We start from the raw sequence: 24693 nt of genomic DNA, 5'->3' as shown, positions 1-24693 counted from the left end.
ATTTGGATCATACGCTTGGTCAACCGCTGCGGATGCATGCAAAAACCCTGCGGCCGATGGAATCAGACCGCAGGGTTCAGTTGGTGCGAGTAGAGAGACTTGAACTCTCACGTCCGAAGACACTGGAACCTAAATCCAGCGCGTCTACCAATTCCGCCATACTCGCTAGCGCTACACCGGAAACACTGTTTCCTCGAAGGCGACCTCATTTAGTGTAGCGGAAGTTCTGCCTGATATGAAATCAGCCAAACAAGGGGTCTACTTGGGATCAATGCCCAAGTCACGGCGCAGCTTGGCTACATGGCCGGTGGCGCGAACGTTGTACTGCGCCAGCGCGATTTTGCCCTCTTCATCGAGCACGATTGTGGAGCGGATCAGGCCCTCGTAGACCTTGCCGTAGTTCTTCTTTTCTCCCCAGGCGCCGTAGGCTTCAGCTACTGCGTGGTCCTCGTCGGAGAGCAGCGGGAAGTTCAGTTCTTCCTTGGCGACAAATTTTTCCAGCTTGGCGGTCTTGTCCGGGGAAATGCCCAGAACTGCGTACCCCAGGGACTGCAAGGATTCGAGCGAATCACGGAAATCGCAGGCCTGCTTCGTGCAGCCCGGGGTGGATGCGGCTGGGTAGAAGTACACGATGGTCTTCTTGCCGCGGTAATCGGCCAAGGCAACAGACTTGCCAGCAGCGTCCTGCAAGGTGAAATCAGGGGCCTGGTCACCGATGGACAGACGGTTCGTCTTTTCGGAAGCACTCATGAGCTGATCCTCTTTTCTTTGCGGTATACAAAAAATCCGACCTGACGAATCAGATCGGATCTACTGTGCGCCCTCCGGGACTCGAACCCGGAACCTAATGATTAAGAGTCATTTGCTCTACCAATTGAGCTAAAAGCGCTTCCTCGCTCTGACTAGTTCTTTTTCAGAACTCATCTTTGCGACGTAGACAATCATAGGCAGAAATGATGCGAAAGCAAAAATCGGCCAGTACCCGACCTGAGAACATAAAAGTCCAAGTCAGATTAATGATATCACATTTGTCCGGCTTGAAAGTAATCTAAAACACACATAGTTTTCCGATCCGGACCTCACTATCCACCGGCGGGGCAAATCCGGGATTTGCCACTCGCGGCCAGCACTCCCGCTCGGCTCCGGTCCGCACAGCACTCCGGGCGCACCTGCAGCAATGATTTCCACGAAACCGCAATGCGGCGTCGCCCGAAGGACCAGCCGCCAGCCGGTCAATTTCCCGCCAGTGGCCTCGAATCCTTTCCCCGATCCCCTCCCGGCTCCGGCGCGGGCCAGCCTACCGGCGACCACAGGCCAAAGTGGTTCCGCGTCAAGCGCTGGCTGGTCCACCGGGACAAACAAAAAAGGCCAGACCGAAGCCTGACCTTTGTTTTGTGCGCCCTCCGGGACTCGAACCCGGAACCTAATGATTAAGAGTCATTTGCTCTACCAATTGAGCTAAAAGCGCGTATTTATTTATGAAAACAAGTTGTCTGGTGAACCGAACAAATTGTTCGTGCGCCCCCCGGGACTTGAACCCGGAACCTAATGATTAAGAGTCATTTGCTCTGCCAATTGAGCTAGAGGCGCCCGCTGCGATGTTCTAGAAGCTTTTCGGGCTTCGCGCTTTCGCAACGAGATAAAACTTTACCAGCAATTTCCCTCAGCGCAAATTCGGGGGCCAGTATTCTGCGGTGACCTTCATTACAGGACATGACTAGGGGTTACTACCAAAGCGCGGATGGGGTTTGTACAGTGTTTCCATGAGCACCCAACGAACGATTTCATTCCCGACACAAGATCTGATTGATGCGGTCGGTCCGATCCCGGAAAACCTCAAAGCTGTGCTCTGGGACCTGGAGAGCACCCCCGGAACTGCGCTGGAAGAAATCGACATTGCCATTCTTCCCTATATGTCGAATCCCCAGACGCTGAAGAACATCCGCAAGGCACCGAACGTCAAGATCGTCCAGACGCAGACCACCGGCTTCGACGGAATGGTTGACCTGATTGGCGATCGCGCAGATATCAATACCGCGGCCGGCGTCCACGCGGCGGCTACCGCCGAGATGGCCATCGGCCTGGCCATCGCATCCCTGCGCGGCTACCCGCACGCGGTCCGAGATCAGCAGCAGGGCCGATGGAATCCCCAGCAGTGGCCCGGCTTGGCTGATCGGACGGTGGCATTGGTTGGCGTGGGCGGCATCGGCGAAGAGATCCGCAAGCGCCTGGAGCCCTTCGAGGTCAACCTCCTGCGCTTCGGCTCCACGGCCCGCACCGATGAGCATGGCGAGGTCTTCGCAACTTCTGATCTCGCAGCGCGCGCGGCGGAGATCGAAGTGCTGATCCTGATCGTGCCGCTCAACGATTCCACCCATCATCTGGTTGACGCTGATCTGCTGGCCCAGCTTCCCGACGGTGCAACCGTGGTCAACGTCGCTCGCGGCCCGGTGGTGGATACCGAGGCAATCGTGGCAGAAGTCGCTTCGGGCCGCTTGAATATGGCATCGGATGTATTCGATCCAGAACCCCTGCCGTCCGATCACCCATTGTGGCAGCACCCTAATGCCTTGGTCATTCCCCACAACGGCGGCAACACCAAGGCGTTCTTCCCGCGCATGGTGAAGTTGCTCAAGAAGCAGGTGCAGGCCTGGGCCGCGGGCAACGACGGCGAGAACCTCGTGCACCGCAGCTAACAATTTAGCGACAGTTGACGGCTCCGGGAGTTTTGGCTCCCGGAGCCGTGGCCGTGGTGCGCTATCTTTGATAAATACCTTTGCGCACATTTACTTGCTTGTTCCCTGCGCGAAGCAGTACCGCCTGCCATAGGAAGATGAGTCATCCCAGTGCCCGAATTGCCATTGAAACTCGTATCACGACGCGCATTGCTGACCGGTACATTGGCGACTACCGCACTGGCACTGACCGCCTGCACCGGAAAGCCAGGGCCCGCGGCTTCCGCTTCGCCCTCAGCCTCGGCCAGTGCGCCGCGCATTCCCCGGACCCTGCGCCTGGCAGCAGCCGCTCCCCCGGTCAAGCTCGATCCGGCCATCGTGGCGGATAACGAATCCTTCCGGATCACCCGCCAGGTGTACGAGACGCTGGTCGATATCGATCCCGATACCGGTGGCGCCGTAGCGGGCCTGGCCGAATCCTGGACCGAAAGCCCTGATGGCTTGCGCTACACCTTCACCCTGCGCGAAGGCGTGCTCTTCCACGACGGCACCGAATTGACCGCAGAAGCAGTTGTCGCCAACTTCAACCGCTGGGAAAACTTGTCTCCGCAGCTGCGCGCTTCATCCAGCCAGGGCTTTGCCAATGTTTTCCACTTCGACAGCGACATCCCCAAGCTTCCAACGGCTAAGGAACTTGAAGAAGAGTTCAAGAGCGCTGCCGACGCCAGCGAAGAGGAACTGGCCACCCAGCAGCTGCGCACCAAGCAGCTTGAAGAGCTGACCAAGAAGTTCGACACCAAGCTCTTCGAGGGCAAGTCCGCAGCCGGTTCCGCAAGCTATTTCGAATCAGTCAAGGCAACCGGCAAGTACCTGGTCGCCTTGAATCTGCGCCGCCGGCTGCCAGGGCTGATCGAAGCGCTGACGTTGCCGGGCATGGCCATTGCCGCGCCCAGCGCGTTGACCGGCGGTCCCGGGCAGAACCCGGCCGAGTCGCTCTCCACCCACCCGGTGGGTACCGGGCCATACACTTTCGTTTCCCATGAGGACAATGTGGTGCGTCTGGAGATCTTCAAGGACTATTGGAATCAACCGCGGCTGTCCAATAACACCGCGCATCCCGAGGTTGCGCTGATCTCTGCTGTTCCTTCGCCCTACAACCGCGAAGGCGCGCTGCTGGCCGATGAAATCGACGGCTTCGACATGGTCTCGGTGGACATCATGCGCACCCTGGTGCGCAATGCCAAGGTGGTTGTCCAGCGCGATCCCTTCTCCGTGCTCTACCTCGGCATGAACCAGCGCAATAAGTGGCTGGCCAAGCCGGAATTCCGCATGGCCATTGCGCACGCGGTCAACCGCAGCTCGCTGGCTGAGAAGCTGTTCCTGCAAGGGTCCAAGCACGCTTCGACCCTCTTGCCCTCTGCCTTGAGCATTCCGGCACCGGAAGATACGCCGAACCACGATGCGTCGAAGGCCAAGACCTTGCTGGCCGAGTTGGGTTACAAGGGCGAACAGATCGAGTTCGCCTACCCGCTGCAGGTTTCGCGCAACTACCTGCCGCTGCCTGAACGCACTTTCGCGCAGATCGCCGAGGACCTCGCCGCAGTGGGGATCCGCATCAAGCCGCGCCCGATTGCATGGACCGACGGCTACGTGCAGACCGTGCAGTCCAAGGACTTCGAGGGACTGCACCTGCTGGGCTTCTCCGGCGGCTACCGTTCGGCAGACGACTTCCTTTCCGGCATTTTGGCGGCCAAGGAGAATGAGTTCGGATACACCTCGACGTTACTTGACTCACAGATCATGCTGGCCCGTTCCATCCCTTCCGGGGAGGAACGGACCGCCGCCTATGCCGATATCCTCAAGACCCTGAACGCGGATCTGCCCGCGCTCCCACTGGTCTTTCCGATCTCTGCGCTGGCGTTTAACGGCAACGTCACCTTCTATCCGCCCTCGCCGATGCTCAATGAGTGCTACGCGGATGTGCAGATGGCAAACTCGCCGTCTATCTCAAGTTAGTGACCGTTAACCCAGTTAACGATTTCTAACCCCCGGGGATATAGGTCTACTCTGGGAGAGAGCAAAGTATCACTGTCGATGGAGATCCTCGTGCCTTCTGAAACGTCAACCGAATCTTTTGACGTAGTACTAATCGGTGCCGGCATCATGAGTGCCACCCTTGGCACCATGATCAACCAGCTGGAACCAACCTGGTCCATTGGTCTTTTCGAGAACCTGGACAAGGCCGGGCAGGAATCCTCCTCCCCTTGGAACAACGCAGGTACCGGCCACTCGGCACTGTGCGAATTGAACTACACCGCTGCCAAGGCTGACGGATCGGTCGATCCGGCCAAGGCCATTGGCATCAACGAGCAGTTCCAGGTTTCCCGCCAGTTCTACTCGTGGGCCGTCGAGAACAACCGCGTTGCCGACAACAGCTTCATCAACGCCCTGCCGCATATGTCCTTCGTCATCGGCGAGGACCACTCCAAGTACCTGCAGACCCGCTACGAGGCACTGAAGCCCAATGCGTTGTTCGAGGAACTGGAAATCACCAACGACCTGGACACCATCAACCAGTGGACCCCGCTGGTGGCCAAGGGCCGCGATGCCTCGCAGAAGGTTGCCGCATCCCGCGTTGCCTCCGGTACCGATGTCGACTTCGGCCGCCTGACCCGGGACCTGACCGACTCGCTGGGCGCCGCTGGCGCCTCGGTGAACTACGGCCACAAGGTCAAGGGCATCAAGCGTTCGGGCGCCGGCTGGGAACTGAGCGTCAAGGACAACGCTTCGGGCGCAGTCAAGAACGTCAAGGCCAAGTTCGTGTTCGTCGGTGCCGGCGGTGGCGCACTGCCGCTGCTGCAGAAGGCCGGCATCGACGAGATCAAGGGCTTCGGCGGCTTCCCGGTCTCCGGTCAGTTCCTGCGCTGCACCGATGAGACCGTCATCAACCAGCACCACGCCAAGGTCTACGGCCAGGCTTCGGTGGGCGCTCCTCCCATGTCGGTACCGCACCTGGATACCCGCTTTGTCGACGGCAAGCGCTCGCTGATGTTCGGCCCCTACGCCGGCTTCTCGATGAACTTCCTGAAGTCCACCGGCCAGCTGGATCTCCCGTTGTCCCTGCGTCCGCACAACATCATCCCGATGCTGGCTGTAGGCAAGGACAACCTGGATCTGACCACTTACCTGATCAAGGAAGTTCTCAAGTCCCGCTCCAAGAAGGACGAGGCGCTGGCCGAGTACTTCCCGGATGCAGATGGTTCCAAGTGGGAGCTGATCACCGCTGGCCAGCGCGTGCAGGTCATCAAGAAGGATGCCAAGAAGGGCGGCGTGCTGCAGTTCGGCACCGAGGTCATCACCTCCTCGGACGGCTCGATCTCCGGCCTGCTCGGCGCTTCGCCAGGCGCTTCGACCGCTACCCCGATCATGGTCGGGCTGCTGTCGCGCTGCTTCCCCAAGCAGTTCGCAGGCTGGGAGTCGAAGCTCAAGGACATGATTCCTTCCTACGGCCAGAAGCTGAACGAGAACCCAGCACTCTACGCTGAGGTCAAGGCAGCCACCGACAAGTCCCTGGGACTGTAGGCACCAAGCACAATGAGAACCGCCCACCAGCTTTGGTGGGCGGTTCTCGCGTATTCGGGCACTGGTCGGGCTATGGCCGGTCCAGCGGCTCGCCGTAGGGGTAGTCCACCCAGGCACCGGCGCCAAGGTCGGGGCAATGGCGTTCGGCGCCGTGGCGCGTGCACGAGGCATCGGCGGGATACCGGTGCCCTTGCAGCAATTTATCGGCCTCGGCCCAGCCCAGGCCGGAGACTTCCCGCCCGTCGGCGTAGCGCAGGGCGTAGCTGAAATAGCGGTACCGGATCCTGATTAGCCGCCGGATCCCTTGCTGCGCGGTGGCTTGCACCGCAATCGGCATCTGCAGACTCATGTCCCCAGTATTCCATGCGGCCACCAGCCACCGCCTTCCCTAAGAATCGGGCAGGCGCTCCAGCAGCGCTGCGCGCGCCGCGCCATCGGCAGCATGGGCACGTGCGGGCGGGCGGGCCCCAGGCAGCTTCGGGGTAATCCATTGGGATGATTTTGCGTGCTTTACATCTCCCGGTGACTGTTGAGCAATGGCAACCAACTAAAGTTGAGATCAGCCCCTCCCACTGCGACACAGCTAGGACCACACCCGCATGCAGCGCTTGGCCATCTTGTCATTGAAAAACCGGGCGCTCATTGCGCTCATCACGGTTTTCGCCGCCGTCTTCGGCGTGATTTCCATGGGATCGCTCAAGCAGGAGCTGATCCCCGCCCTGGAATTCCCCCAGATCTCGGTCATGGCAACCCAAATGGGCTCCAGCCCCGAGGTGATCGACGAGCAGGTGGCCGAACCGCTGGAAACCGCTTTGCAGGCAGTTGAGGGCCTGGAATCCTCCACCGCTACCTCGCAGACCGGCTTCACCCGCATCTCGCTGACCTTCGAATACGGCACGGACATGGACCGTGCCCGGACCCAGGTGGAACGGGCCATTGCCAATTCCAAGGCCCAGCTTCCCGAGGATGTCGAGCCTACCGCCTTCGCCGGCTCCATCGCGGACTTCCCGGTCCTGGCCCTGGCCGTCTCCTCGGACCAGTCCCTGGAAGCGCTCAACGACGACGTGGAGCGCCTGACCCTGCCCAAGCTGCAGAAGATCGAGGGGGTCCGCGAGGCCTCGGTCTCCGGTGGCGCCTCCCAGCACATTGCGGTGATCCCGAAAGACGACCAGATGCGCGATGCCGGCTTGGCCGTCACGGATCTGAAGGACGGCATCGAGAACGCCGGCTCCCCCATGCCCATTGGCAACATGGACGTCGATGGCCTGGAACTGCCGGTCATCGCCGGCTCCACCCCGGACAGTTTGGAGGCCATCAAGGAGATCCCGCTGGTCACCGATGGCGGTCCGGTGCTGCTCAAGGACGTCGCCGAGGTCTCCGTCAAGGCCGATGAGGCCACCAGCATTACCCGCACCAACGGCGAGGAGACCCTGTCCATCCAGGTCACCAAGACTCCCGATGGAGACACGGTAGCCATTTCGCACGCGGTCACCGCAATGCTTGCCGAGCTGGAGTCAGAGCTGGGCCACAAGGCCACCTTGACCACGATCTTCGACCAGGCACCCTTCATCGAGGACTCGATCAAGCACCTGGCGCTGGAAGGCGCCCTGGGCCTGGGCTTCGCGGTAATCATCATCTTGGTGTTCCTGTTCTCGGTACGCTCCACCCTGGTCACCGCGATCTCCATCCCGCTGTCCCTGATGGCCACCTTCATCGGGATGAATGCCTTTGGATACACGCTGAACATGCTCACCTTGGGCGCATTGACCATTTCCATTGGCCGCGTGGTGGATGACTCGATTGTGGTGATCGAGAACATCAAGCGCCACCTGTCCCATGGCGAATCCAAGGCTCAGTCGATCCTGCTGGCGGTCAAGGAAGTGGCCGGCGCCATTACCGCGGCGACCCTGACCACCGTGGCGGTCTTCTTGCCGATCGCCCTGGTGGGCGGCATGGCCGGCGAACTGTTCAGCCCGTTCGCGCTGACCATGACCATCGCGCTGCTGGCGTCGCTGCTGGTATCGCTGACCATTGTTCCGGTACTGGCGTACTGGTTCCTGCCGCACCGCCCGGGCAGCGGCGAAACCCATACCGTGCATGTGGCCGAAGACAAGTCGTGGTTGCAGCGTGCCTACATTCCGGTGCTGGAGGGGACCCAGAAGCACCCGGTCATCACCTTGCTGGCATCGGTGCTGGTTCTTGCCGGCACCGTGGCCATGACCCCGCTGCTGAACACCAACCTGCTGGGCTCCACCGGCGAGAACTCCATTTCCATCACCGCCAAGATGCCTTCGGGCACCTCCATGGAAACCACCGAAAAGCAAGCGGCAAAGATCGAGACCGGGCTCGCTGATATCGAGGGAATCGAAGATGTCCAGCTGACCGTGGGCACCGCCAGCGGCATGGCTGCCATGTTCTCCTCCGGCTCGGATACCGCAAGCTTCACCGTGATCACCGATGCCGATGCCGACCAGGAAGCGCTGACGAACACGGTTCGCGAGCAGGTGGAAGGCCTGGACCTGGCCGAGGACCTGGACCTGAGCTTCGGCTCGAACTCCTCGGCCATGATGTCCAGCGATGTCACCATCGAGATCAAGGCCCCGGACGAGGGGATCCTGCGCGAGGCGACCTCCACGATGCGCGAAGCACTGGAAGGTACCGCGAACGTCACCGAAATCTCCGATAACCTCTCTGCCGAACGCGAGCAGGTGTCCATCGATATCGATGCGCAGAAGGCTGCCGAGGCGGGATTGACCGAGACTCAGCTCGCTGGCATGGTCGCTTCGCAGGTCTCCCCTGTTCCGGCAGGCACCTTGCGCCTGGACTACACCGACATGACGGTGCAGATCGGCGAGGGGATGGATCTGGACAGCCTGGCGAAGCTGCGCGAGCTGCAGATCCCTACCGCCACCGGCATCAGGGAACTGCAGGATCTGGCCACCGTTGAGCGTGCCAAGGTGGTCCAGCAGGTCACCACCTCCAACGGCGAGCGTATCGCTACGGTCACCCTGGCTCCGGTGGAGAACATGCTCGGAGAGGTGTCCAAGGACGTCGCCGCGAGCCTGGACTCGGTGCAGCTGCCCGAGGGCGCCACCGCGGAGATCGGCGGCGCGGCAACCGAGCAGGCCGAGTCCTTCAACCAGCTGTACCTGGCGCTGCTGGCAGCCATCGCGATTGTCTACGTGATCATGGTGGCCACCTTCAAGTCGCTGATCCAGCCGCTGATCCTGCTGGTCTCGATTCCCTTCGCGGCGACCGGCGCTATCGGCCTGCTGCTGATCTCGGGGATCCCGCTGGGTTTGCCTTCGCTGATCGGCATGCTGATGCTGGTGGGCATCGTGGTGACCAACGCGATTGTGCTGATCGACTTGATCAACCAGTACCGCCAGGACAGCGCCGAGCGACCGGCCATGTCCCTGGAGGATGCCATCATGCACGGCGCCCGCCAGCGCCTGCGCCCGATCCTGATGACCGCCCTGGCTACCATCTTCGCGCTGGTGCCGATGGGCCTGGGCCTGACCGGCCAGTCCGGATTCATCTCCCAGCCGCTGGCCGTGGTGGTGATCGGCGGCCTGGTCTCGTCCACCGTGCTCACCTTGATCCTGGTGCCGGTGCTCTACCGCTTGGTCGAGTCCCGCAAGGAGAAGAACGCCAAGGCCCGCCGCGCGCGCAAGCATTCGGCGCAGCAGCATATCGCTGCCCAGGACCTGTCCCGGGCGATGGACAGCGCCAGCGCCAAGATCGTTCCGGGCGCTGCGCCAGAAGCCGCGGCCACGGAGGCCTCGAAGACCGCAGATGCCGGGAAGAGCCCCGCGGCTAAGCCCGCGCCTGCCGAAGCCGCTGGCCAGGTCGTCAACCCGTTGACCGGCCAGATCCCGGTCTCGCGCAAGGAACGCCGGGCCTTCGAAGAGCTGATGAAGCAGGCACCGCCCAAGCCCAACGACTAGGCTTTGGCGACGCCATGACTCGGGCCTGCAACCACCTTCGTGGTTGCAGGCCCGAGTCCGTTTGCGCGCTGTCCGCGGCCGCTGGCCCTAGACCAGCCGCAGCTCCGTCAGGCAGGTTGCGCTGGACTGCCCGGCGGTGGACACCGTGGTCTTGGCGCTCTTCCCCTGGTAGATGAATTCAAGGTCCACCGTGATTCCCCGCGGAACCCAGAGGCCGATGAATCCGTTGTCGAAGGTTTCCATGCCCTGGTCCACCAGCACCTCCCCGGTCTCGGCGTTCACGGCCTTGACCCCCACTTCCTTGCCTTGCAGCTGCCCAAGGCAGGTGGTGAGGCTATGGAAATGGCAGCTGTGCGTCTGGTCCACATAGGGCGCGGCCGAAAGATAGTACTGGCCTTCCGGCAGCGGCAGGTTCGCGGTGCGTCCCGACGCATCGGCCAGCACCAGCTGCGTTGGCTGCACCATGGCAGTGAAGTTCTCCGGCCGCTGCTCCTGTGGCAAGCGATCGAGCCGGTCGATGGCCGCCTTGGCGTCGAGTCCTTCCAGTCCAAGGTCGGCGAGGAACTGACCGGTGTCCTCTGCTGCAACCACCGTAGGCTCGGGCTGCGCAACGGGTGCCGCAGCGGTGCTGCATCCGGCCAGCACGGCCAGCGCGAGCAGCGAACCGGCGCCCGTGGCCGCAATGCGGGCACGGTAGCTCTTGCCGCCGGCAAATATTCCAGACATGGCCACTCCCAACCTTCCTGTCTCCAATTCCGGGCTACAGCGTCTCAAGCAGCTGCTTCATCTCATTGATTTCCCTGGTCTGGGAATCAACGATCTGCTGGGCCAGGTCGAGGGCCGCCGGGTAGCTTCCCTCGCTGATCTCGGTCTTGGACATCTCCACGGCGCCTTCGTGGTGCATGATCATCTGCTCGAGAAAGAGCCGGGCAGCGTCGGAGCCGGTCGCGTCTTCCAGCGCCTTGATCCCCTCTTCCGGGACCATCCCGTCGCCGTGGTCCATACTCCCGTGATCCATCCCGCCGGACATATTCCACTCGGAAAGCCAGCGGTCCATGCGTTCGATCTCCGGGCCTTGCGCAGCCTGGATCCTTTCGGCCAGGGATGCCACCTCGGCGGGAATCCCGGATTTGCCCAGCAGGATGCCGGACATCTCGATCGCCTGTTCGTGGTGCACCTTCATGCCCGCGGCGAAGGCCATATCGGCGTCGTTGGCCGACGCGGACTGGTCCATGGAATGCCCGGAATGCGAACCGGAGGCCGAGGCGCTCGGCGCCTCGGTGCTTGCTGGTTCCCCTGCGCATCCGGCGAGGGCGAGCGTTGCACCCAGTACGAGGGCGCTGGAAATGAGGGTCTGCTTGTTCATGGTGATTCTCCTAGTGGATCTGGAACGTGAGCGGCGTACGCCTGCGGCGGCGCTGGAACTAGCTGGAGGCCAGTGCATCGACCGGCCAAGTTCTCACGTTCGGCAGATCCCCAACGCAACCAGATCAGGTTTATCCGGCGCGATCCCCCGCAGTTCCGATGCCACGCACAAGGTCAGCGGGAACACCGCCCGGAGAACGGCTACGGTCTGCGGCGGCTGCAGGAACAGCAGCATGGCCAGCAACGCCAAGACGCAACCGGCGGCGGCCATCTCATGGCCCATCGGGCAGTCGGTACAGCCCTGCTCCCCGCCGCCCGCATCGGCTGGCGGAGCATGGTGCGCGGGCTGGGTGTGAGCCGGATGCGCCTGCGCGACCGGGGCTGGGGCCGGGGATTGCGCCGAGGCTCCATGATGCATCACATGCATCGAGAACAAGCCGAAAAGCACCGCGCTGATCAGCAGCAGCGAGCGGACTACCGCCAGGCGGGGGCAGGTGCGCCCTCCGGCCTTCGCCAGGTAGTTGCCGATGCTCATGGATCCCAGCTTAGCGACGCCAACGCAAGGGCGCGAAACATGCCCCCATCAGCCGGCGGGACAAGATCCCTGCCGGTGCTCCGGCCCGTCACTGTCCCCCGATTCCAGTGCCGGTCCGGCTCGAATTCAAAGCCCCCGTCCTGCGGTCCGCGCAGCGCCACGCCTGGCGAATCGATAATTTAAGTTGCGCACAATTGAATTGCGTGCAATCATTATTCCATGGCAATAGTTGACGACATGGTGTGCTTCTCCCTCTACTCGGCCAGCCGGGCCACCACCCGCGCATATACCGAGCTGCTCGCCCCTTGGCAGCTGACTTACACCCAGTACCTGGTGCTTGTCGCACTGTGGTCCGAAGGCGATAAGCCGGTGCGCGAAATCGGCGAGATGCTCCAGCTGGACTCCGGGACCCTGTCCCCGCTGCTGCGCCGGCTGGAACAAAAGGACTTCATCGAACGCCAACGCGATGACCAGGACAGCCGCGTCGTCAACGTCCGCCTGACCCCCGCTGGCGTATCCCTGCGCAAGGAACTGGCGCATATCCCGGCGCAGATTGCCTGCGGCACCGGGTTGTCGGATATGGAAAACGCCAAAGAGCTGCTGGCATCCCTGCACCGCATCACCGCCTCCATGCAGCAAATCCCCGCTCCGGACCAAGCCTCCGGACAATAGCTACCAGATTTCCCCCTCATCGAAAGGCAGTTTCATGGAAACCCTGTACACCGCTGAATCCCTGTCCACCGGCCAAGGCCGCGAAGGCCGCGTCCAGACCCCGGACGGCAAGCTCGATCTGGCCCTGGCCTCCCCGGCAGAACTGGGCGGTTCGGGAGCCGGTACCAACCCGGAACAGCTGTTCGCCGCGGGCTACGCCGCCTGCTTCCACTCGGCATTGAATATGGTGGCGCGTGGCCGCAAGGTCAAGATCGAGGACTCCAGCGTCGGAGGCCGAGTCCACCTGAACCGCGAGGGAGAGAACGGGTTCAAGCTCTCGGTTGAGCTGGAAGTCATCATTCCCGGCATGGAACCTGCGCTGGCCCAGGAACTGGCTGACGCGGCCCACCAGGTCTGCCCCTACTCCAACGCCACCCGCGGCAACATCGATGTCCTGGTCAGCGTCAGCGATGACTAGGTCTCCCGCGGCGAAACCCCTGGGAATCGCCCGGCACGGTGCACGGAGTGCGCTCGGGGCATTCCTGGGCTTCGCCGGGGTCAGCCACCTGAGCTTTGCCCGCGAGGAATTCCGCGCCCAGGTCCCGGACTTCGTCCCGCTGGATCCGGACCTGACGGTCATCCTTTCCGGTGTCGCCGAAATCGGCCTGGGACTTTCCTTGCTGGCGCTGCTCAAGAAGCGGGTCGCCGTGGGCTGGATCGCCGCGCTCTTCTTCGTCGCGGTGTTCCCCGGCAATCTCGCCCAGTGGCAGGAGGGACGCGATGCGTTCGGCCTGGACACCGACGGGAAACGGCTTGCCCGGCTCTTCTTCCAGCCAGCGCTGGTAGCGCTCGCCCTGTGGAGCACCGCCGCATGGCGCGACCGGGCCCAGCTTCGGTCCAAGGCCTAGCAACGCCAGCCACGTGCGCACAGCGGGGTATCGGGCATCACGCCCGATACCCCGCTGTGCGCTGCCTGCGGCTAGGCGTCGCGCAGCTTCAGCGAAACATATCCGGCTCCGAGCAGGGCCACCGCCCAGCCTGCCAGCACCAGCAGCGCGGCTGCCGGCCCATAGGGTTCGGTGGCGCCGGTGGCCATGAACGTCGCCGCATTGCTGGGCAGGTAGTCGGCCACCGTCTGCACCCACTGGAAAGGAATCAGCTGCAGGATCTGCGGCAGCCCGATGACCAGCATGATCGCCGAGACGATTGCCCCGGCCGAGTTCCGGCACAGCAACCCGAGCCCGAGCACCATCAAGCTCAGCAGCGCCAGGTAGGTTCCGGCGCCCAGGCAGGCCGAAACCAGATCGGAGAAGGTGAAGGTACCGTACGGCCCCGCGCTGAGCGCTGCCGGAATGGTGCCCACGCCGATCAACGCCACTCCGGCAGCGAAACCGAGCCCGGAGAGCAGCAGCGCCTTCGCTGCCAGCAGCAGCCCGCGGCGCGGTACCGCTTGCAAGGAGGTGGTGATGGTGCCGCTGGAGTACTCGCTGGTGATGTGCAGGGCCGCGGCGGCAGCGAAGAACAACTGGCCGAATTGCAGGGTTGCGAAAACCATCAGCGGGGCAGGCATCGCCGCGTCGAAGCCATTGTCCCCGCTGGCTTTCGCACTGGCACCCAGCAGCCACCCCAGGGCGATGGACAATGCGATTCCCAAGGCATAAAGCCAGAGCAGCGACCGCAGCCCGAAGAATTTAGCGGCCTCGGCGCGGGCCGCCGCCAGCAGCTCTGCGCCCAGGTATCCGGATGCGGACTCTTTGATCTGCAGCGTGCTCATTTGCTTCCCGCTCCCCTAGCTGATTCGGCGGAGTACTCCACCATGCCATGCGTCAATTGGTTGTAGGCGTTTTCCAGCGATCCGTGGGCAACGCTCAGTTCATGCAACTCGATGCCATGGGCGAAGGCCAGCGCGCCGATATTCTCCAGCGGCAGGCCGATGACCTCCAGCCGGTCCTCGGCAGTGTTCAGCTCGATGCCCTGTTGCTGCAGGAGCCCGGCGAGCGCCGCGAGCTGCGGCGAGCGCACCGTAATGACCTGCTGGGTGAATTGCCTGATCAGCTCCCTGGTGGGGGCTTGGGCGATCAGCTCTCCGCGGCCGATCAGGATCAGCTGGTCCGCGACCTGCTGCACCTCGCTCATCAGGTGGCTGGAGACGAAGACGGTCCCGCCGCGATCCGCCCGGGCGCGCAGCAGCTGCCTGATCCAGACGATCCCTTCGGCGTCCAGCCCGTTCATCGGCTCGTCCAGGACCAGGATCTCGGGGTCGCCCAGCAGCGCCGCGGCGATGCCCAGGCGCTGGCGCATGCCCAGCGAGAATCCGCCGATCCGCTGGGCGCCCACGGACTGCAGCCCGACGTCGGCCAGCACCTCATCCACCCGGGTTGCCGGGATCCGGTTGCTTTGCGCCAGGGATGCGAGGAAGGTGCGCGGGGTGTGCCCCGGGTGCCCCGCCGTGCCGCAGATGTGCGCTCCGAGAACCTGCAGCGGGTAGCGCAGCTGCGCGTAGGGAACCGAATTGACCAGTGCCCGCCCGCTGCTGGGCGCGTCCAGTCCGAGGATCATCCGCATGGTGGTCGATTTGCCGGCCCCGTTGGGTCCGAGGAATCCGGTCACCTGCCCGCGTTCTATGGTGGCGGTCAGCGCATTGACGGCCCGGGTGGCGCCGAAGTCCTTGCTCAGCGCTTCAAGTGCGATCATGGTGTGCTCCTTTGGTTCTGCGCTCAACCCTAGGATTCGCCCGGGCCGCCGCGCACCGGCTGGAAGTCGGCCAACGCGCGGCCCCGAACCCCTACCTTGGTCGGTGTCTGGCTGCGCCGATTCTGCGTAGCATGTTGATCATGACTACCTCGTGGAAGCAGCCGGTCCTGTTGCTGCTGCTGGCCCTGTGCGCCTACCTGGTTCCCATCTCCACGAACGGGGCCTGGGTTGTGCTCGCTCCCCTGGCCGCGGCCTGCAGCTACCTGGCCGGACGGCATGTTTCCGCGCTGGCCCATGGATTGCTGGCCCTCGGGGCAGGGACGCTGGCCTCCGGGGTGACGCTGGCATGGTCCTCGCACCTGAGCCTGCTGGCCTTCGCACTGAATATCCTTACCGGCCTGGTGCTCTTTGCACTGCTGCCCTGGTGGGCGGGCCGGGCGCGGCGCAATGCGGTGCTGTTCCGCAGCCAGGAGCGCCGGCATGTGGTGGTGCAAGCCGAGCTGCGGGAAAGGGCGCGCATTGCCGAAGCCATGCATGACCAGCTGGGCCATGATCTGGCGCTGCTGGCGCTGTCCACCGGCGGGCTGCAGGTGTCCTTGGAACAGGGCATGCCGGCCTACGAACAGGCAAAGCGGATCCGCGAGCAGGCCGATGAGTCCATCGAGCATCTGCACCAGATCATCTGGGTGCTGCACGAGGACGGCGAACAAGCGCCGCTGGGCCCGGCAGGTTCATCGCTGGAGCAGCTGGTCGAACAGGCCCGGGCCAAGGGCATGAAGATCAATTTCTCCCGGAAGGGCCCCTCGCCCCAGGCTCCCGGGTCCATCCGGCGGGCCGCGGTGCTGCGCCAGGTGGCCCAGGAGGCGTTGACCAATGCGGCGAAGTACGCGCCGCACGCCGAGGTGGACCTCGAGCTCGATACGCGCTCGGAGCAGGCGGTGCTGAGCATTTCCAATCCGCTGCATGGCCCCCTGCTTCCCAGCCGGGTTGGGGCCACCGGGATAGCTTCGCTGCGCGGCACCCTCGAAGCTGCCGGAGGCTCGCTGGCGGTGCACCGCACCAAGGAGCGTTTCGAACTGCGCGCTTCCATTGCCCAGGCATCCCCGCGCCAGGCGCCTGCCGGGGTGCAGCCGCCGGTGAAGCGCACGAGCACCTCGATGCTGGTGCTGATGCCGGCCCTCGCCGTCACGGTGATTGCCGCGGCCCTGCTGCTGTTGCAGCATGCCACCTACCAGGCCACCGCCCCGCACCCCTCGGACTTCCAGAAGCTCTCGGTGGGCATGGACGCACGGCAGGTTGCTTCGCTGGTCCACGCCCCGGGCCTGGATGAGCCGCTTCCCGTGATCGACGAGCCGGCACCGCCAGGGGATGCGCAGTGCCGCTACTATGCGGCCCGGACCGGGCTGCTGGATCTGGGCAGCGAGATGTTCCGCCTGTGCTTCACCGAAAACGTACTGGTTTCCACCGACCACCTCTACCCCGCCGGCTAGCCAAAGGAACTGCAGATGAGCATGGACACCCCCGTCAGCGTCCTGCTAGTGGATGACGATGCGCTGATCCGCGCCGGGCTGCGCGCGATCCTGTCCAGCGACCCGGGCATCTTCATTGCCGGGGAAGCGGAGAACGGGTGCGCGCCATCGAACTGGCCGCGCGCCTGGACCCCTCGGTGATCCTGATGGATATCCGCATGCCGCAGCTCGACGGACTGGGAGCCATGGAAGCCATCCTGGGCCAGGCTCCGGAAACCAAGGTGCTGGTCCTGACCACCTTCGGTGAGGAGGAATACATCGACCGGGCCATGTCCGGCGGAGCCTGCGGATTCATGCTCAAGAGCTCGGGACCCGAGGAACTGCTTGGCGCCATCCACGCGGTGGCCGAAGGCGCAGCAGCGCTCTCCCCGCGCATTGCCCGGAGGGTGATCGACAAGGTGCGCGGGATCGACACCGCCGCGCAGTCCCGGGCCCGGTCCCTGGTCCACGGCTTGACCGTGCGCGAACGCGAGGTCTTGGCGCTGGTGGGCCAGAGCCTGTCCAATGCGGAGATTGCCGCCCGGCTGGTGCTCACCGAGGCGACAGTCAAGGGGCATATGACCGCGATCCTGCTCAAGCTCGGTGCCCGCAACCGCGTGGAGGCCGCCCTGATTGCCTATCAGGGCGGAATCGTCACTCCACGGCGCCGGTAACCCCGTGGTTGGAGTTCGCATCGAGTTTGCGGATCCAGCGAGAGCCTTCGCCTTCCGCGGCGGCCTCGTCTCCGGGGTTGACCAGCGAGCAATTCTTGATCGACAGGCATCCGCAGCCGATGCATCCATCCAGCGAATCCCGCAGCGATTCGAGCTGCAGCATGCGGCGATCGATGATCTTCTTCCAATGCATGCTGAGCTGTTCCCATTCGTTCTGCCGTGGCGCCCGGTCCTCGGGCAGCTCGCCCAACGTGCCGGCGATTTCAGCCAGGGTCAGGCCCACGCGCTGGCCAGCAGCGATAATCGCCAGCCTGCGCAGCGTGTGCTTGGGGAACACGCGCATGTTCCCGTTGGTCCGCGTGGAGAAAATCAGGTTCCGCGACTCGTAGTACCTGATCGCCGCCACTGATACCCCCGCGCGCCGAGCGAGATCCCCGATGCCTAATTGGCTTTTCCTTGTTGGAACTGCGGACTGGCTGGAGGATGTCATATGAGGAATTATTCAGGTCCGGCCGCTTGACCTCAAGTTAGCTGGAGCCTGTTGGCTGTCGTATGAACTTCTACGAAAGGCCAACTCATGACCGCAACCCAGATTCCGCCATGCACCATCCTGCTCGCTCGCATCCAGGAGCAGCAGTCCGGTACGGATACCGGATCCGCGCTGACTGCGCGCCAGCTGCGACGGGCTTTGCGCCAGTTGCGCAAGCACAGGCGCAATTGCCGGTGCGCGCCAGGGCAGCCCTCTTTGGAACCGGCCCACGAGCAAGGCAACTTGTTCTGGGGTGCAGGTTTCATCCCCACCCGCCGTTGACTCATTGCCCATTGACTCGTTGCACGTTGCCGGCAGTGCGGCGGGCACCCGCCGGACGGTGCACCCCAGGAAGAAAGATCTCCGAGGAGCCCGGGAATATTTGACGCATCAACTTGTTATTACATGCATACGCATATAAATTGGTGGCAGGACATAACGCTTGCACCAGGAAAACAGGAGTGGACATGCAATTCGGAGTATTCTCAGTCAGCGACATCACCCGCGACCCGACTACCGGCCGCATCCCTACCGAAAAAGAGCGCATCGACGCATCGGTGGCGATCGCCAAGAAGGTCGAAGAAATCGGCATGGACGTCTACGCCATCGGCGAGCACCACAACCGCCCGTTCTTCTCCTCCTCCCCTACCACCACGCTGGCCTACATTGCCGCCCAGACCGAGCGCATCATCCTTTCCACCACGACCACGCTGATCACCACCAATGACCCGGTGAAGATCGCCGAGGACTTCGCCATGCTCCAGCACCTGGCAGATGGACGAGTGGACCTGGTTCTGGGCCGCGGCAACACCGGGCCGGTCTACCCATGGTTCGGCAAGAACATGCAGGACTCGGTCAACCTGACCGTGGAGAACTACCACCTGCTGCGCCGCCTGTGGGATGAGGACGTGGTGAACTGGGAAGGCAAGTTCCGCACCCCGCTGCAGAACTTCACCTCCACCCCGCGCCCGCTCGATGACGTGGCACCATTCGTCTGGCACGGCTCGATCCGCACCCCGCAGGTAGCAGAAATCGCCGCCTACTACGGTGACGGCTTCTTCGCCAACAACATCTTCTGGCCAAAGGAGCACTACCAGCAGCTGATCAACCTATACCGCGAGCGCTACGAGCACTATGGGCACGGACGCGCCGACCAGGCCGTGGTTGGCCTGGGCGGCCAGTTCTACATGGCCAAGGATTCCCAGCAGGCAGTCAAGGAATTCCGCCCGTACTTCGATAACGCCCCGGTCTACGGCCATGGCCCGTCGCTGGAAGACTTCACCTCCCAGACCCCGCTGACCGTTGGCTCCCCGCAGCAGGTGCTGGAGAAGACACTGTCCTTCCAGGAGTACTTCGGCAGCTACCAGCGCCAGCTGTTCCTCATCGACCATGCCGGCCTGCCGCTGAAGACCGTGCTGAACCAATTGGACCTGTTCGGCGAGTACGTGCTGCCTGAACTGCGCAAGGAAATGGATTCCCGGGCACCGAAGGACCTTACCCCGGCTCCTACCCATGCGGGATTGGTTGCTGCTCGCGACGCTAAACTGGAAGCTGAGCAAGCAAACACCAAGGAGCCTGTAGCAAGTGACCGGGACCAGTAATCCAGCAGCCTCATTGAAGGTCGCCACCGATGCCTGGGAGGCGCTTTTCCGGGCACAGGTGGCGGTCATGCGCCAGATCACCGCAATGCCGGAGTTCGGCAAGCTGTCCATGCGCGAGTACGACGTGCTGTTCAACTTGCGCACCTGCCCCGGCGGCAAAAGCCGGATGGTAGACCTGAACAAGCAGTTGCTGATTTCGCAGCCCAGCCTCAGCCGCATGGTCACCCGATTGGAAGACCAGGGGCTGGTAGTTCGCGAGGCCGACCCGGATGACCACCGTGCCATGCAGCTCTCGCTGACCGAGGCAGGCCGCAAGCTCCAGCAGGAAATCGGAAGGGAACACGTCAAGCATCTGCACAATTTGCTGGGCACCGCACTGACCGAAGAAGAATTCCATGAGTTGGAACGCTTGAGCACCAAACTGCGTGAAGCGGTGCAGTAGCGTTTGCCCCAGCCCGGAAGGACATGCCATAGGCAGCTCCTTCCGGGCTCCCGGGCATTCCATGGGATTAAATTGATTCAGCATCAACTGTTCAATCCCGGCGCACAGAAGGCAGAACACTCTTGAAGGACGAAAAGCTATTCAGCTTGGAAGAAGCTGCCAGCACCCTTGGCGTAGAAACCAAGGAGTTGCGCAGCTATCTGCGCCAGCATCGTCCCAAGGGCGCCATCCAGAAGCCGCCTCAGCCAGGTGGCAACTGGCATGTCTCCGCCGCTTTGCAGACCCAGCTTCAGTTCGCCGGCGCGCCGGGGCTGGAAATTTCCCTCACGCCCATTGACGACCAGGTCATTGAATCCCTGGACTGGTCGCCGTGGGACTCCTTTGAAGCCACCGCCGACTCGGCGCCAGTGGCCCCGGGCGTCTACATGTTCCGCCGCGCGGGCGCCTCGGACCATGAGCCAATCTACGTGGGCCAGGCTGGTGAACGCAGCGGCAAGGGACTTCGCGGAAGACTGAAGATCTATTCCAGCGGCCAGGGCGCGACCTCCGGCATGGGCAAGTACGCTTTTGACGAAGGACTAGCGGATCCCCAGTGGCTGCGGGACCTGGCAATCGAGGCGGACCGCGGTGAATCCCGCTCAATCCAGCAAGTGGCACGCCTGGCCATTGACCGCTTGAATCTTGAAGGCCGGTGGGTCACCTGCATCCACCGCAAGGCGGCCCTGCTCCTGGAAGCAGCGCTGATCCGGAAATACCACTTGTCGCTGTGGAATGTTGCCGGTGCGCCAAAAGACGTGGAGAGCTAGGCGTCTGGGTGCATTGTCCCGAACCTGGGCTTGATTCTGCCTCCGGGCAGGTTCATTGTAGGAGTAGCCACTCTCCCGCCGGCATGTAGGTTGAATCGAGGCATTTGCCATGGGCTCGGTAGTTTGCGATGTCACCGTCTCCCTGGACGGATTCTGCGCTGGACCCAATCAGAGCATGGATAATCCGCTGGGCGAAGGAGCCGAAGCCCTGCACCGCTGGCAGTTTGAGCGCCTCGAAGAGAACCAGGCGGAAATTTCCGCTATTACCCAGGCCTCGGCTTTCATCATGGGGAGCAAGATGTTCGGCCCTCCAGCCGGGGAGGAAGACGCCGACTGGATCGGGTGGTGGGGAGAGACCCCTCCGTACCATGCCCCGGTCTTCGTGCTCAGCCACCATCCGAAGCCGATGCTCTGCCTGGAGGGCGGGACCAGCTTCCAATTCGTCCCCGATGGGATCGAGGAAGCCCTCGCCGAAGCCCAGGAAGCGGCGGGAGAGAATCCAGTGGCCATCGCCGGTGGAGCAAACACCATTGTGCAGTTCTTGCGAGCCGGCCTCATTGACGAGCTGCGGCTGCATATCGCGCCCATCCGCCTCGGGCATGGCGAACCGATCAGCGTTGAAGACATAGAAACGCATATGGACCGCGTGTCACGGCGCGAAACGACGCTTGCCACGCACGTATACTACCAGCGCCGCCGCTAGCTGCCAATCCCGGCTATTTGTAGAACCCCTCGCGGAGGTTGATCCCGTATTCCAGCCACGCCTTCATCGCGGCCAGCATCCCGGTCCAGCCCTCGCAATTCCCAAAGGCAGCCTTGGCTCCTTCGGAGGTCGCCACCCAGCTGGCCTCGCTGATGGTCACCTTGGTTCGGGTGCTGTCTTCCAGTGAAGCGAATTCGAACGTCACGGTATTCATGCCATCGGCAACAGTGGATTGCTGGCCGCCCCATTGCAGGACAATACGCTTTGGCTCTTCCACTTCCACGATCTTGACCGGGAACGGGCCGGGGAAATCATGGAAGTCCCAGGTCACGGTGGCACCGTTTTCCATGTGCCCGGATGCTCCGCCGGTAGTGAAGTAATGGGAAAGCTGTTCTGGATCAGCCACAGCTTCGTATACTTGCCTGATCGATTTGGAAATGATTCCCGACACGGTGAAGGACAGTTCGCGAAGCTCTTCATGTGGTTCCATAAGACAGGTTTACGCCCGAAGAGCACTAGTGACAATAGATATGGGAAAATTCCCAGCGAAAATTAGCGCTTAGACGCCAAACGGCTTGGCATAGCGGTAGTTGCCGCGCGGCAGGCGGTTATCGTCGAAGACCCGCACCATGAAGTGCTCGCCCCATGAGGTGCGCGTAGGCAGGATCCCGCGACCTTGCGCCGATTCGTAGCCGAAGCGGCGGTAGTAGCCAGGGGCGCCCAGCAGAACGATACCGCTGATGCTTTCTTGCTCGGCCCTGTCATGAATTTCTTGCATCAGGATCGACCCGACACCTCGGTGCTGGTATTCCGGGGCGACAGCTAGCGGGCCAAGTCCCAGCAAGGGTTCCCCATTCACTTCTCCCCATGTAGCGATGACGTGCCCAATGACCGTTGTGTCATCCAGGGCAACGATTGAGAAACGGTTATCGTACTGGTCGCAGTCGAATAGACGCTGCAGCAGTCCGACTTCCTCAGGCTCAACCATCGGATCGATGCCGGAGAACGCAGCATGGGTTATTGCATACACCGCAGCTCGGTCATCGAAGACTTCTGGACGGATACGCATGCACGCAAACCTACCAAATCTCGCCGAGCTAGAAAAATTGGCCCTTCGTGTTCTTCCACCAACTTGACTCCAGGAACGGGGCATTTTCCTGGCGGCTGGCGTGAGGATTGCGACTTCTTGCAAGCAAAGTTCAGCGAGCATTTTCCCAGGCCGTGCTCCTTGCGGCACGCCTGGCCGACTGGAAAACCCAGTTGCGAAGACCCTGCGGCCACGGCCCATGGAATACTTGCGGTGGCTCAAGTGGGAGGCCGTTTATCCATATCCACACCGCCAGCAGCAACTGGTTGCCGGCCTCTGGCGCCAAGTGCGGAACTGCCGCGCTAGTTGATTCAAAAGATGCGCCCAACGAGACTATTCCTTCTCTAACGTTTGCAGTAACGTCTTGAACGAGTCATGGATAGATGATGGAATGATGGTCGCATCGCTTGTCACCTCTATCGGAGAGTTCCATGAAACTGCCTCGGGCGTTCAAGACTTCAATGGCTGCCGTCCTGTCGGCCGCACTGCTTGCAACAGTGCTTCCGGCAACCCCGGCACTAGCCGCAGCCCCTGCTCCAGCAACTTCAGCGGTACAGGCTCAGGCACTGGCAGTTGATGGCGGACTGCAGATTGCCGCCAAGAAAATCCAGCGCAATCCGAGCAAGGATGACGTCTTCGTCAACAAGAAGTACCCGCTCAGTCCCGTTAAGTACGCACCGAAGACGGTAGCGGTCAAGGGCACCAACGTCCGGCTGAAGTCCTCGGCGGCCAAGGCCTACAGCAAGATGGCCAAGGCAGCTGCGAAGGACGGTGTCAAGATCCGGGCTGTCAGCGGTTATCGTTCATACAACCGCCAGGCTGAGCTGTTCAACTACTACACCCGCATCTATGGCAAGAGCTACGCATCACGCATCTCCGCTGTACCGGGCACCAGCGAGCACCAGACTGGCCTGGCCATTGACGTGGGAAATGCCAACGGCGCTTGCGGTTTGCAGGCCTGCTTCGCCAACACTCCCGTGGGCAAGTGGGTCGGCAAGAACGCACACAAGTACGGCTTCATCATGCGCTACCAGAAGGGCCAGGAATCTGTCACGGGCTACTCCTACGAGCCGTGGCACTTCCGCTACCTGGGTACCTCCTTGGCCAAGAGCGTGAAGAACTCTGGCGCCAAGAGCCTCGAAGCCTACTATGGGGTTTCTGGCAAGAAAGCCAAGAGCACTCCCAAGCAGTCCAAGGGCACCGCGCGGACCACCGCGAATCTGAATATGCGCACCGGGGCAGGCGCCGGAAACCGACTGTTGCTGACCATCCCGAAAGGCAAGAGCGTCCAGCTGACCGGATCCAAGAAGTCCGGTTGGTACCAGGTTCGCTACAGCTCGAAAACCGGTTGGGTATCGGGCAAGTACCTGAAGAACATCTCGATGCCGGCAGCACCGAAGAAGGATTCGAAGAAGAGCTCGCCTCAGAAGAGCACCAGCAATGCCAAGTCTGCCAAGACCACTGCGAACTTGAATATGCGTGCCGGGGCAGGCACCAGCCATCGCGTCGTGCTGACTATTCCGAATGGCAAGAAGCTCGCCATTCGCGGCGCAAAGAAGTCCGGCTGGTACCCGGTGAAGTACGCAGGGAAGAATGGCTGGGTCTCGGGCACCTACCTGAGCAATTTCTCCTCCTCCGGGACTGCGCCGAAGACCACCAATCCCAAGAGCTCAAAGTCCTCGTCCAAGAAGACCATCGCGAACCTGAACATGCGCAGTGGTGCGGGAACAGGCAAGCGTGTCATCCTCACTATTCCCAAAGGAAAGACGGTGACCATCCGCGGCTCGAAGAAGTCCGGCTGGTACCCGGTGAAGTATGCCGGGAAGAACGGCTGGGTCTCCGGCACGTACTTGCGCTAGGGCGCCGGCATCGGCTGGCTGCAGTCCTGCTTCCA

At 62.4% G+C, this 24693-nt stretch carries 26 protein-coding genes and 4 tRNA genes; 16 read left to right on the top strand and 14 right to left on the bottom strand.

What is annotated here, in order from left to right:
* Positions 1-81 precede the first annotated feature (81 nt).
* From CQ012_RS00350 to CQ012_RS00330, 5 genes are all read right to left on the bottom strand, one after another.
* Positions 82-166: transfer RNA gene (locus CQ012_RS00350), tRNA-Leu, on the bottom strand.
* Positions 167-258: 92 nt separating this feature from the next.
* A complete protein-coding gene (bcp, locus tag CQ012_RS00345; RefSeq protein WP_105661104.1) occupies positions 259-750 on the bottom strand; it encodes a thioredoxin-dependent thiol peroxidase in 492 nt (163 codons plus the stop codon).
* Positions 751-816: 66 nt separating this feature from the next.
* Positions 817-889 (bottom strand) — tRNA-Lys (locus CQ012_RS00340).
* A gap of 506 nt (positions 890-1395) precedes the next feature.
* A tRNA-Lys gene (locus CQ012_RS00335) sits at positions 1396-1468 on the bottom strand.
* Positions 1469-1517: 49 nt separating this feature from the next.
* Positions 1518-1590: transfer RNA gene (locus tag CQ012_RS00330), tRNA-Lys, on the bottom strand.
* A 173-nt stretch (positions 1591-1763) separates the two neighbouring features.
* Here CQ012_RS00330 and CQ012_RS00325 point away from each other — a divergent pair.
* The 3 genes from CQ012_RS00325 to CQ012_RS00315 all read left to right on the top strand — a co-directional run bounded on the left by CQ012_RS00325 (position 1764) and on the right by CQ012_RS00315 (position 6257).
* Positions 1764-2696: a 2-hydroxyacid dehydrogenase gene (locus tag CQ012_RS00325; RefSeq protein ID WP_105658069.1), complete on the top strand. Its 933-nt coding sequence runs from the start codon at positions 1764-1766 to the stop codon at positions 2694-2696.
* Positions 2697-2846: 150 nt separating this feature from the next.
* Entirely contained in the window at positions 2847-4691 is a 1845-nt protein-coding gene (locus tag CQ012_RS00320) for an ABC transporter substrate-binding protein (RefSeq protein WP_181148976.1), read from the top strand.
* Positions 4692-4763: 72 nt separating this feature from the next.
* Positions 4764-6257, top strand: a complete 1494-nt coding sequence (locus tag CQ012_RS00315) for a malate:quinone oxidoreductase (RefSeq protein ID WP_286134275.1) — start codon at positions 4764-4766, stop codon at positions 6255-6257.
* A gap of 70 nt (positions 6258-6327) precedes the next feature.
* Here the strand turns inward: CQ012_RS00315 and CQ012_RS00310 are convergent, their stop codons facing one another.
* Positions 6328-6606, bottom strand: a complete 279-nt coding sequence (locus tag CQ012_RS00310; protein WP_105661102.1) for a hypothetical protein — start codon at positions 6604-6606, stop codon at positions 6328-6330.
* Between the two features lie 250 nt (positions 6607-6856).
* Between CQ012_RS00310 and CQ012_RS00305 the strand changes: the two genes are divergently transcribed.
* Positions 6857-10204 (top strand): efflux RND transporter permease subunit, encoded by a 3348-nt coding sequence (locus tag CQ012_RS00305; RefSeq protein ID WP_105661101.1) that lies wholly within the window; start codon positions 6857-6859, stop codon positions 10202-10204.
* An 87-nt stretch (positions 10205-10291) separates the two neighbouring features.
* On the opposite strand, the gene CQ012_RS00300 is transcribed toward CQ012_RS00305, so the two are convergent.
* From CQ012_RS00300 to CQ012_RS00290, 3 genes are all read right to left on the bottom strand, one after another.
* Entirely contained in the window at positions 10292-10930 is a 639-nt protein-coding gene (locus CQ012_RS00300) for a CueP family metal-binding protein (RefSeq protein WP_105661100.1), read from the bottom strand.
* Positions 10931-10964: 34 nt separating this feature from the next.
* A complete protein-coding gene (locus CQ012_RS00295) occupies positions 10965-11570 on the bottom strand; it encodes a DUF305 domain-containing protein (RefSeq protein WP_105661099.1) in 606 nt (201 codons plus the stop codon).
* 93 nt (positions 11571-11663) lie between these two features.
* On the bottom strand, positions 11664-12104 hold the full coding sequence (locus CQ012_RS00290) for a DUF6153 family protein (protein ID WP_105661098.1): 441 nt from the start codon (positions 12102-12104) through the stop codon (positions 11664-11666).
* Positions 12105-12323: 219 nt separating this feature from the next.
* Between CQ012_RS00290 and CQ012_RS00285 the strand changes: the two genes are divergently transcribed.
* The 3 genes from CQ012_RS00285 to CQ012_RS00275 are packed head-to-tail and all read left to right on the top strand — an operon-like array spanning position 12324 to position 13663.
* Positions 12324-12776: a MarR family winged helix-turn-helix transcriptional regulator gene (locus tag CQ012_RS00285; RefSeq protein WP_181148975.1), complete on the top strand. Its 453-nt coding sequence runs from the start codon at positions 12324-12326 to the stop codon at positions 12774-12776.
* A 34-nt stretch (positions 12777-12810) separates the two neighbouring features.
* On the top strand, positions 12811-13233 hold the full coding sequence (locus CQ012_RS00280) for an organic hydroperoxide resistance protein (protein ID WP_105661097.1): 423 nt from the start codon (positions 12811-12813) through the stop codon (positions 13231-13233).
* Positions 13226-13663, top strand: coding sequence for a DoxX family protein (locus tag CQ012_RS00275; RefSeq protein ID WP_105661096.1), 438 nt, complete (start codon positions 13226-13228; stop codon positions 13661-13663). Before CQ012_RS00280 ends, CQ012_RS00275 begins: the two co-directional genes overlap by 8 nt.
* A 71-nt stretch (positions 13664-13734) precedes the next feature.
* On the opposite strand, the gene CQ012_RS00270 is transcribed toward CQ012_RS00275, so the two are convergent.
* Entirely contained in the window at positions 13735-14529 is a 795-nt protein-coding gene (locus CQ012_RS00270; RefSeq protein ID WP_105661095.1) for an ABC transporter, read from the bottom strand.
* A complete protein-coding gene (locus tag CQ012_RS00265; RefSeq protein ID WP_105661094.1) occupies positions 14526-15449 on the bottom strand; it encodes an ATP-binding cassette domain-containing protein in 924 nt (307 codons plus the stop codon). The genes CQ012_RS00270 and CQ012_RS00265 overlap by 4 nt, the downstream gene beginning before the upstream one ends.
* A 140-nt stretch (positions 15450-15589) precedes the next feature.
* On the opposite strand from CQ012_RS00265, the gene CQ012_RS00260 reads away from it, so the two are divergent.
* The 3 genes from CQ012_RS00260 to CQ012_RS00255 are packed head-to-tail and all read left to right on the top strand — an operon-like array spanning position 15590 to position 17631.
* A complete protein-coding gene (locus tag CQ012_RS00260; protein ID WP_181148974.1) occupies positions 15590-16939 on the top strand; it encodes a sensor histidine kinase in 1350 nt (449 codons plus the stop codon).
* Between the two features lie 15 nt (positions 16940-16954).
* On the top strand, positions 16955-17119 hold the full coding sequence (locus CQ012_RS17805) for a helix-turn-helix domain-containing protein (RefSeq protein ID WP_286134522.1): 165 nt from the start codon (positions 16955-16957) through the stop codon (positions 17117-17119).
* Positions 17077-17631: a response regulator gene (locus tag CQ012_RS00255; protein WP_286134521.1), complete on the top strand. Its 555-nt coding sequence runs from the start codon at positions 17077-17079 to the stop codon at positions 17629-17631. Before CQ012_RS17805 ends, CQ012_RS00255 begins: the two co-directional genes overlap by 43 nt.
* Here the strand turns inward: CQ012_RS00255 and soxR are convergent.
* Positions 17612-18121 carry a redox-sensitive transcriptional activator SoxR gene (gene soxR, locus CQ012_RS00250; RefSeq protein ID WP_105661092.1) on the bottom strand — a complete coding sequence of 170 codons (510 nt, stop codon included), beginning with the start codon at positions 18119-18121 and terminating at the stop codon, positions 17612-17614. The genes CQ012_RS00255 and soxR overlap by 20 nt on opposite strands.
* Before the next feature lie 87 nt (positions 18122-18208).
* Between soxR and CQ012_RS00245 the strand changes: the two genes are divergently transcribed.
* The 5 genes from CQ012_RS00245 (at position 18209) to CQ012_RS00225 (ending at position 21712) form a co-directional block, all read left to right on the top strand.
* Positions 18209-18442: a hypothetical protein gene (locus CQ012_RS00245; RefSeq protein ID WP_105661091.1), complete on the top strand. Its 234-nt coding sequence runs from the start codon at positions 18209-18211 to the stop codon at positions 18440-18442.
* A gap of 185 nt (positions 18443-18627) precedes the next feature.
* Positions 18628-19761, top strand: a complete 1134-nt coding sequence (locus CQ012_RS00240) for an LLM class flavin-dependent oxidoreductase (protein ID WP_105661548.1) — start codon at positions 18628-18630, stop codon at positions 19759-19761.
* A complete protein-coding gene (locus CQ012_RS00235; protein WP_105658053.1) occupies positions 19745-20203 on the top strand; it encodes a MarR family winged helix-turn-helix transcriptional regulator in 459 nt (152 codons plus the stop codon). Before CQ012_RS00240 ends, CQ012_RS00235 begins: the two co-directional genes overlap by 17 nt.
* A gap of 122 nt (positions 20204-20325) precedes the next feature.
* Entirely contained in the window at positions 20326-21009 is a 684-nt protein-coding gene (locus CQ012_RS00230) for a GIY-YIG nuclease family protein (protein WP_105661090.1), read from the top strand.
* Positions 21010-21118: 109 nt separating this feature from the next.
* Positions 21119-21712 (top strand): dihydrofolate reductase family protein, encoded by a 594-nt coding sequence (locus CQ012_RS00225; protein ID WP_105661089.1) that lies wholly within the window; start codon positions 21119-21121, stop codon positions 21710-21712.
* A gap of 13 nt (positions 21713-21725) precedes the next feature.
* Here CQ012_RS00225 and CQ012_RS00220 read toward each other — a convergent pair whose 3' ends face one another.
* Both CQ012_RS00220 and CQ012_RS00215 read right to left on the bottom strand, forming a co-directional pair.
* Positions 21726-22202: an SRPBCC domain-containing protein gene (locus tag CQ012_RS00220; protein ID WP_105661088.1), complete on the bottom strand. Its 477-nt coding sequence runs from the start codon at positions 22200-22202 to the stop codon at positions 21726-21728.
* Between the two features lie 69 nt (positions 22203-22271).
* Entirely contained in the window at positions 22272-22781 is a 510-nt protein-coding gene (locus CQ012_RS00215) for a GNAT family N-acetyltransferase (RefSeq protein ID WP_181148973.1), read from the bottom strand.
* A gap of 449 nt (positions 22782-23230) precedes the next feature.
* Between CQ012_RS00215 and CQ012_RS00210 the strand changes: the two genes are divergently transcribed.
* Positions 23231-24658, top strand: coding sequence for a D-alanyl-D-alanine carboxypeptidase family protein (locus CQ012_RS00210; protein ID WP_105661086.1), 1428 nt, complete (start codon positions 23231-23233; stop codon positions 24656-24658).
* Positions 24659-24693 lie beyond the last annotated feature (35 nt).

The sequence above is a fragment of the Arthrobacter sp. MYb214 genome (assembly GCF_002979865.1).
Lineage (GTDB): Bacteria > Actinomycetota > Actinomycetes > Actinomycetales > Micrococcaceae > Glutamicibacter.
Note: the sequence above shows the minus strand (reverse complement) of the source record. Positions and strands in the feature narration are given on the sequence as shown.

What these genes read in the sequence shown, in the direction of transcription:
- CQ012_RS00275 (WP_105661096.1), top strand. Translation starts at nt 13,226, where the DNA reads ATGACTAGGTCTCCCGCGGCGAAACCCCTGGGAATCGCCCGGCACGGT.
- CQ012_RS00240 (WP_105661548.1), top strand. Translation starts at nt 18,628, where the DNA reads ATGCAATTCGGAGTATTCTCAGTCAGCGACATCACCCGCGACCCGACT.
- CQ012_RS00245 (WP_105661091.1), top strand. Translation starts at nt 18,209, where the DNA reads ATGACCGCAACCCAGATTCCGCCATGCACCATCCTGCTCGCTCGCATC.
- CQ012_RS00215 (WP_181148973.1), bottom strand. Translation starts at nt 22,781, where the DNA reads ATGCGTATCCGTCCAGAAGTCTTCGATGACCGAGCTGCGGTGTATGCA.
- CQ012_RS00265 (WP_105661094.1), bottom strand. Translation starts at nt 15,449, where the DNA reads ATGATCGCACTTGAAGCGCTGAGCAAGGACTTCGGCGCCACCCGGGCC.
- bcp (WP_105661104.1), bottom strand. Translation starts at nt 750, where the DNA reads ATGAGTGCTTCCGAAAAGACGAACCGTCTGTCCATCGGTGACCAGGCC.
- CQ012_RS00295 (WP_105661099.1), bottom strand. Translation starts at nt 11,570, where the DNA reads ATGAACAAGCAGACCCTCATTTCCAGCGCCCTCGTACTGGGTGCAACG.
- CQ012_RS00270 (WP_105661095.1), bottom strand. Translation starts at nt 14,529, where the DNA reads ATGAGCACGCTGCAGATCAAAGAGTCCGCATCCGGATACCTGGGCGCA.
- CQ012_RS00260 (WP_181148974.1), top strand. Translation starts at nt 15,590, where the DNA reads ATGACTACCTCGTGGAAGCAGCCGGTCCTGTTGCTGCTGCTGGCCCTG.
- CQ012_RS00285 (WP_181148975.1), top strand. Translation starts at nt 12,324, where the DNA reads ATGGCAATAGTTGACGACATGGTGTGCTTCTCCCTCTACTCGGCCAGC.
- CQ012_RS00220 (WP_105661088.1), bottom strand. Translation starts at nt 22,202, where the DNA reads ATGGAACCACATGAAGAGCTTCGCGAACTGTCCTTCACCGTGTCGGGA.
- CQ012_RS00290 (WP_105661098.1), bottom strand. Translation starts at nt 12,104, where the DNA reads ATGAGCATCGGCAACTACCTGGCGAAGGCCGGAGGGCGCACCTGCCCC.
- CQ012_RS00310 (WP_105661102.1), bottom strand. Translation starts at nt 6,606, where the DNA reads ATGAGTCTGCAGATGCCGATTGCGGTGCAAGCCACCGCGCAGCAAGGG.
- CQ012_RS00305 (WP_105661101.1), top strand. Translation starts at nt 6,857, where the DNA reads ATGCAGCGCTTGGCCATCTTGTCATTGAAAAACCGGGCGCTCATTGCG.
- CQ012_RS00325 (WP_105658069.1), top strand. Translation starts at nt 1,764, where the DNA reads ATGAGCACCCAACGAACGATTTCATTCCCGACACAAGATCTGATTGAT.
- CQ012_RS00225 (WP_105661089.1), top strand. Translation starts at nt 21,119, where the DNA reads ATGGGCTCGGTAGTTTGCGATGTCACCGTCTCCCTGGACGGATTCTGC.
- CQ012_RS00210 (WP_105661086.1), top strand. Translation starts at nt 23,231, where the DNA reads ATGAAACTGCCTCGGGCGTTCAAGACTTCAATGGCTGCCGTCCTGTCG.
- CQ012_RS17805 (WP_286134522.1), top strand. Translation starts at nt 16,955, where the DNA reads ATGAGCATGGACACCCCCGTCAGCGTCCTGCTAGTGGATGACGATGCG.
- CQ012_RS00300 (WP_105661100.1), bottom strand. Translation starts at nt 10,930, where the DNA reads ATGTCTGGAATATTTGCCGGCGGCAAGAGCTACCGTGCCCGCATTGCG.
- CQ012_RS00280 (WP_105661097.1), top strand. Translation starts at nt 12,811, where the DNA reads ATGGAAACCCTGTACACCGCTGAATCCCTGTCCACCGGCCAAGGCCGC.
- soxR (WP_105661092.1), bottom strand. Translation starts at nt 18,121, where the DNA reads ATGACATCCTCCAGCCAGTCCGCAGTTCCAACAAGGAAAAGCCAATTA.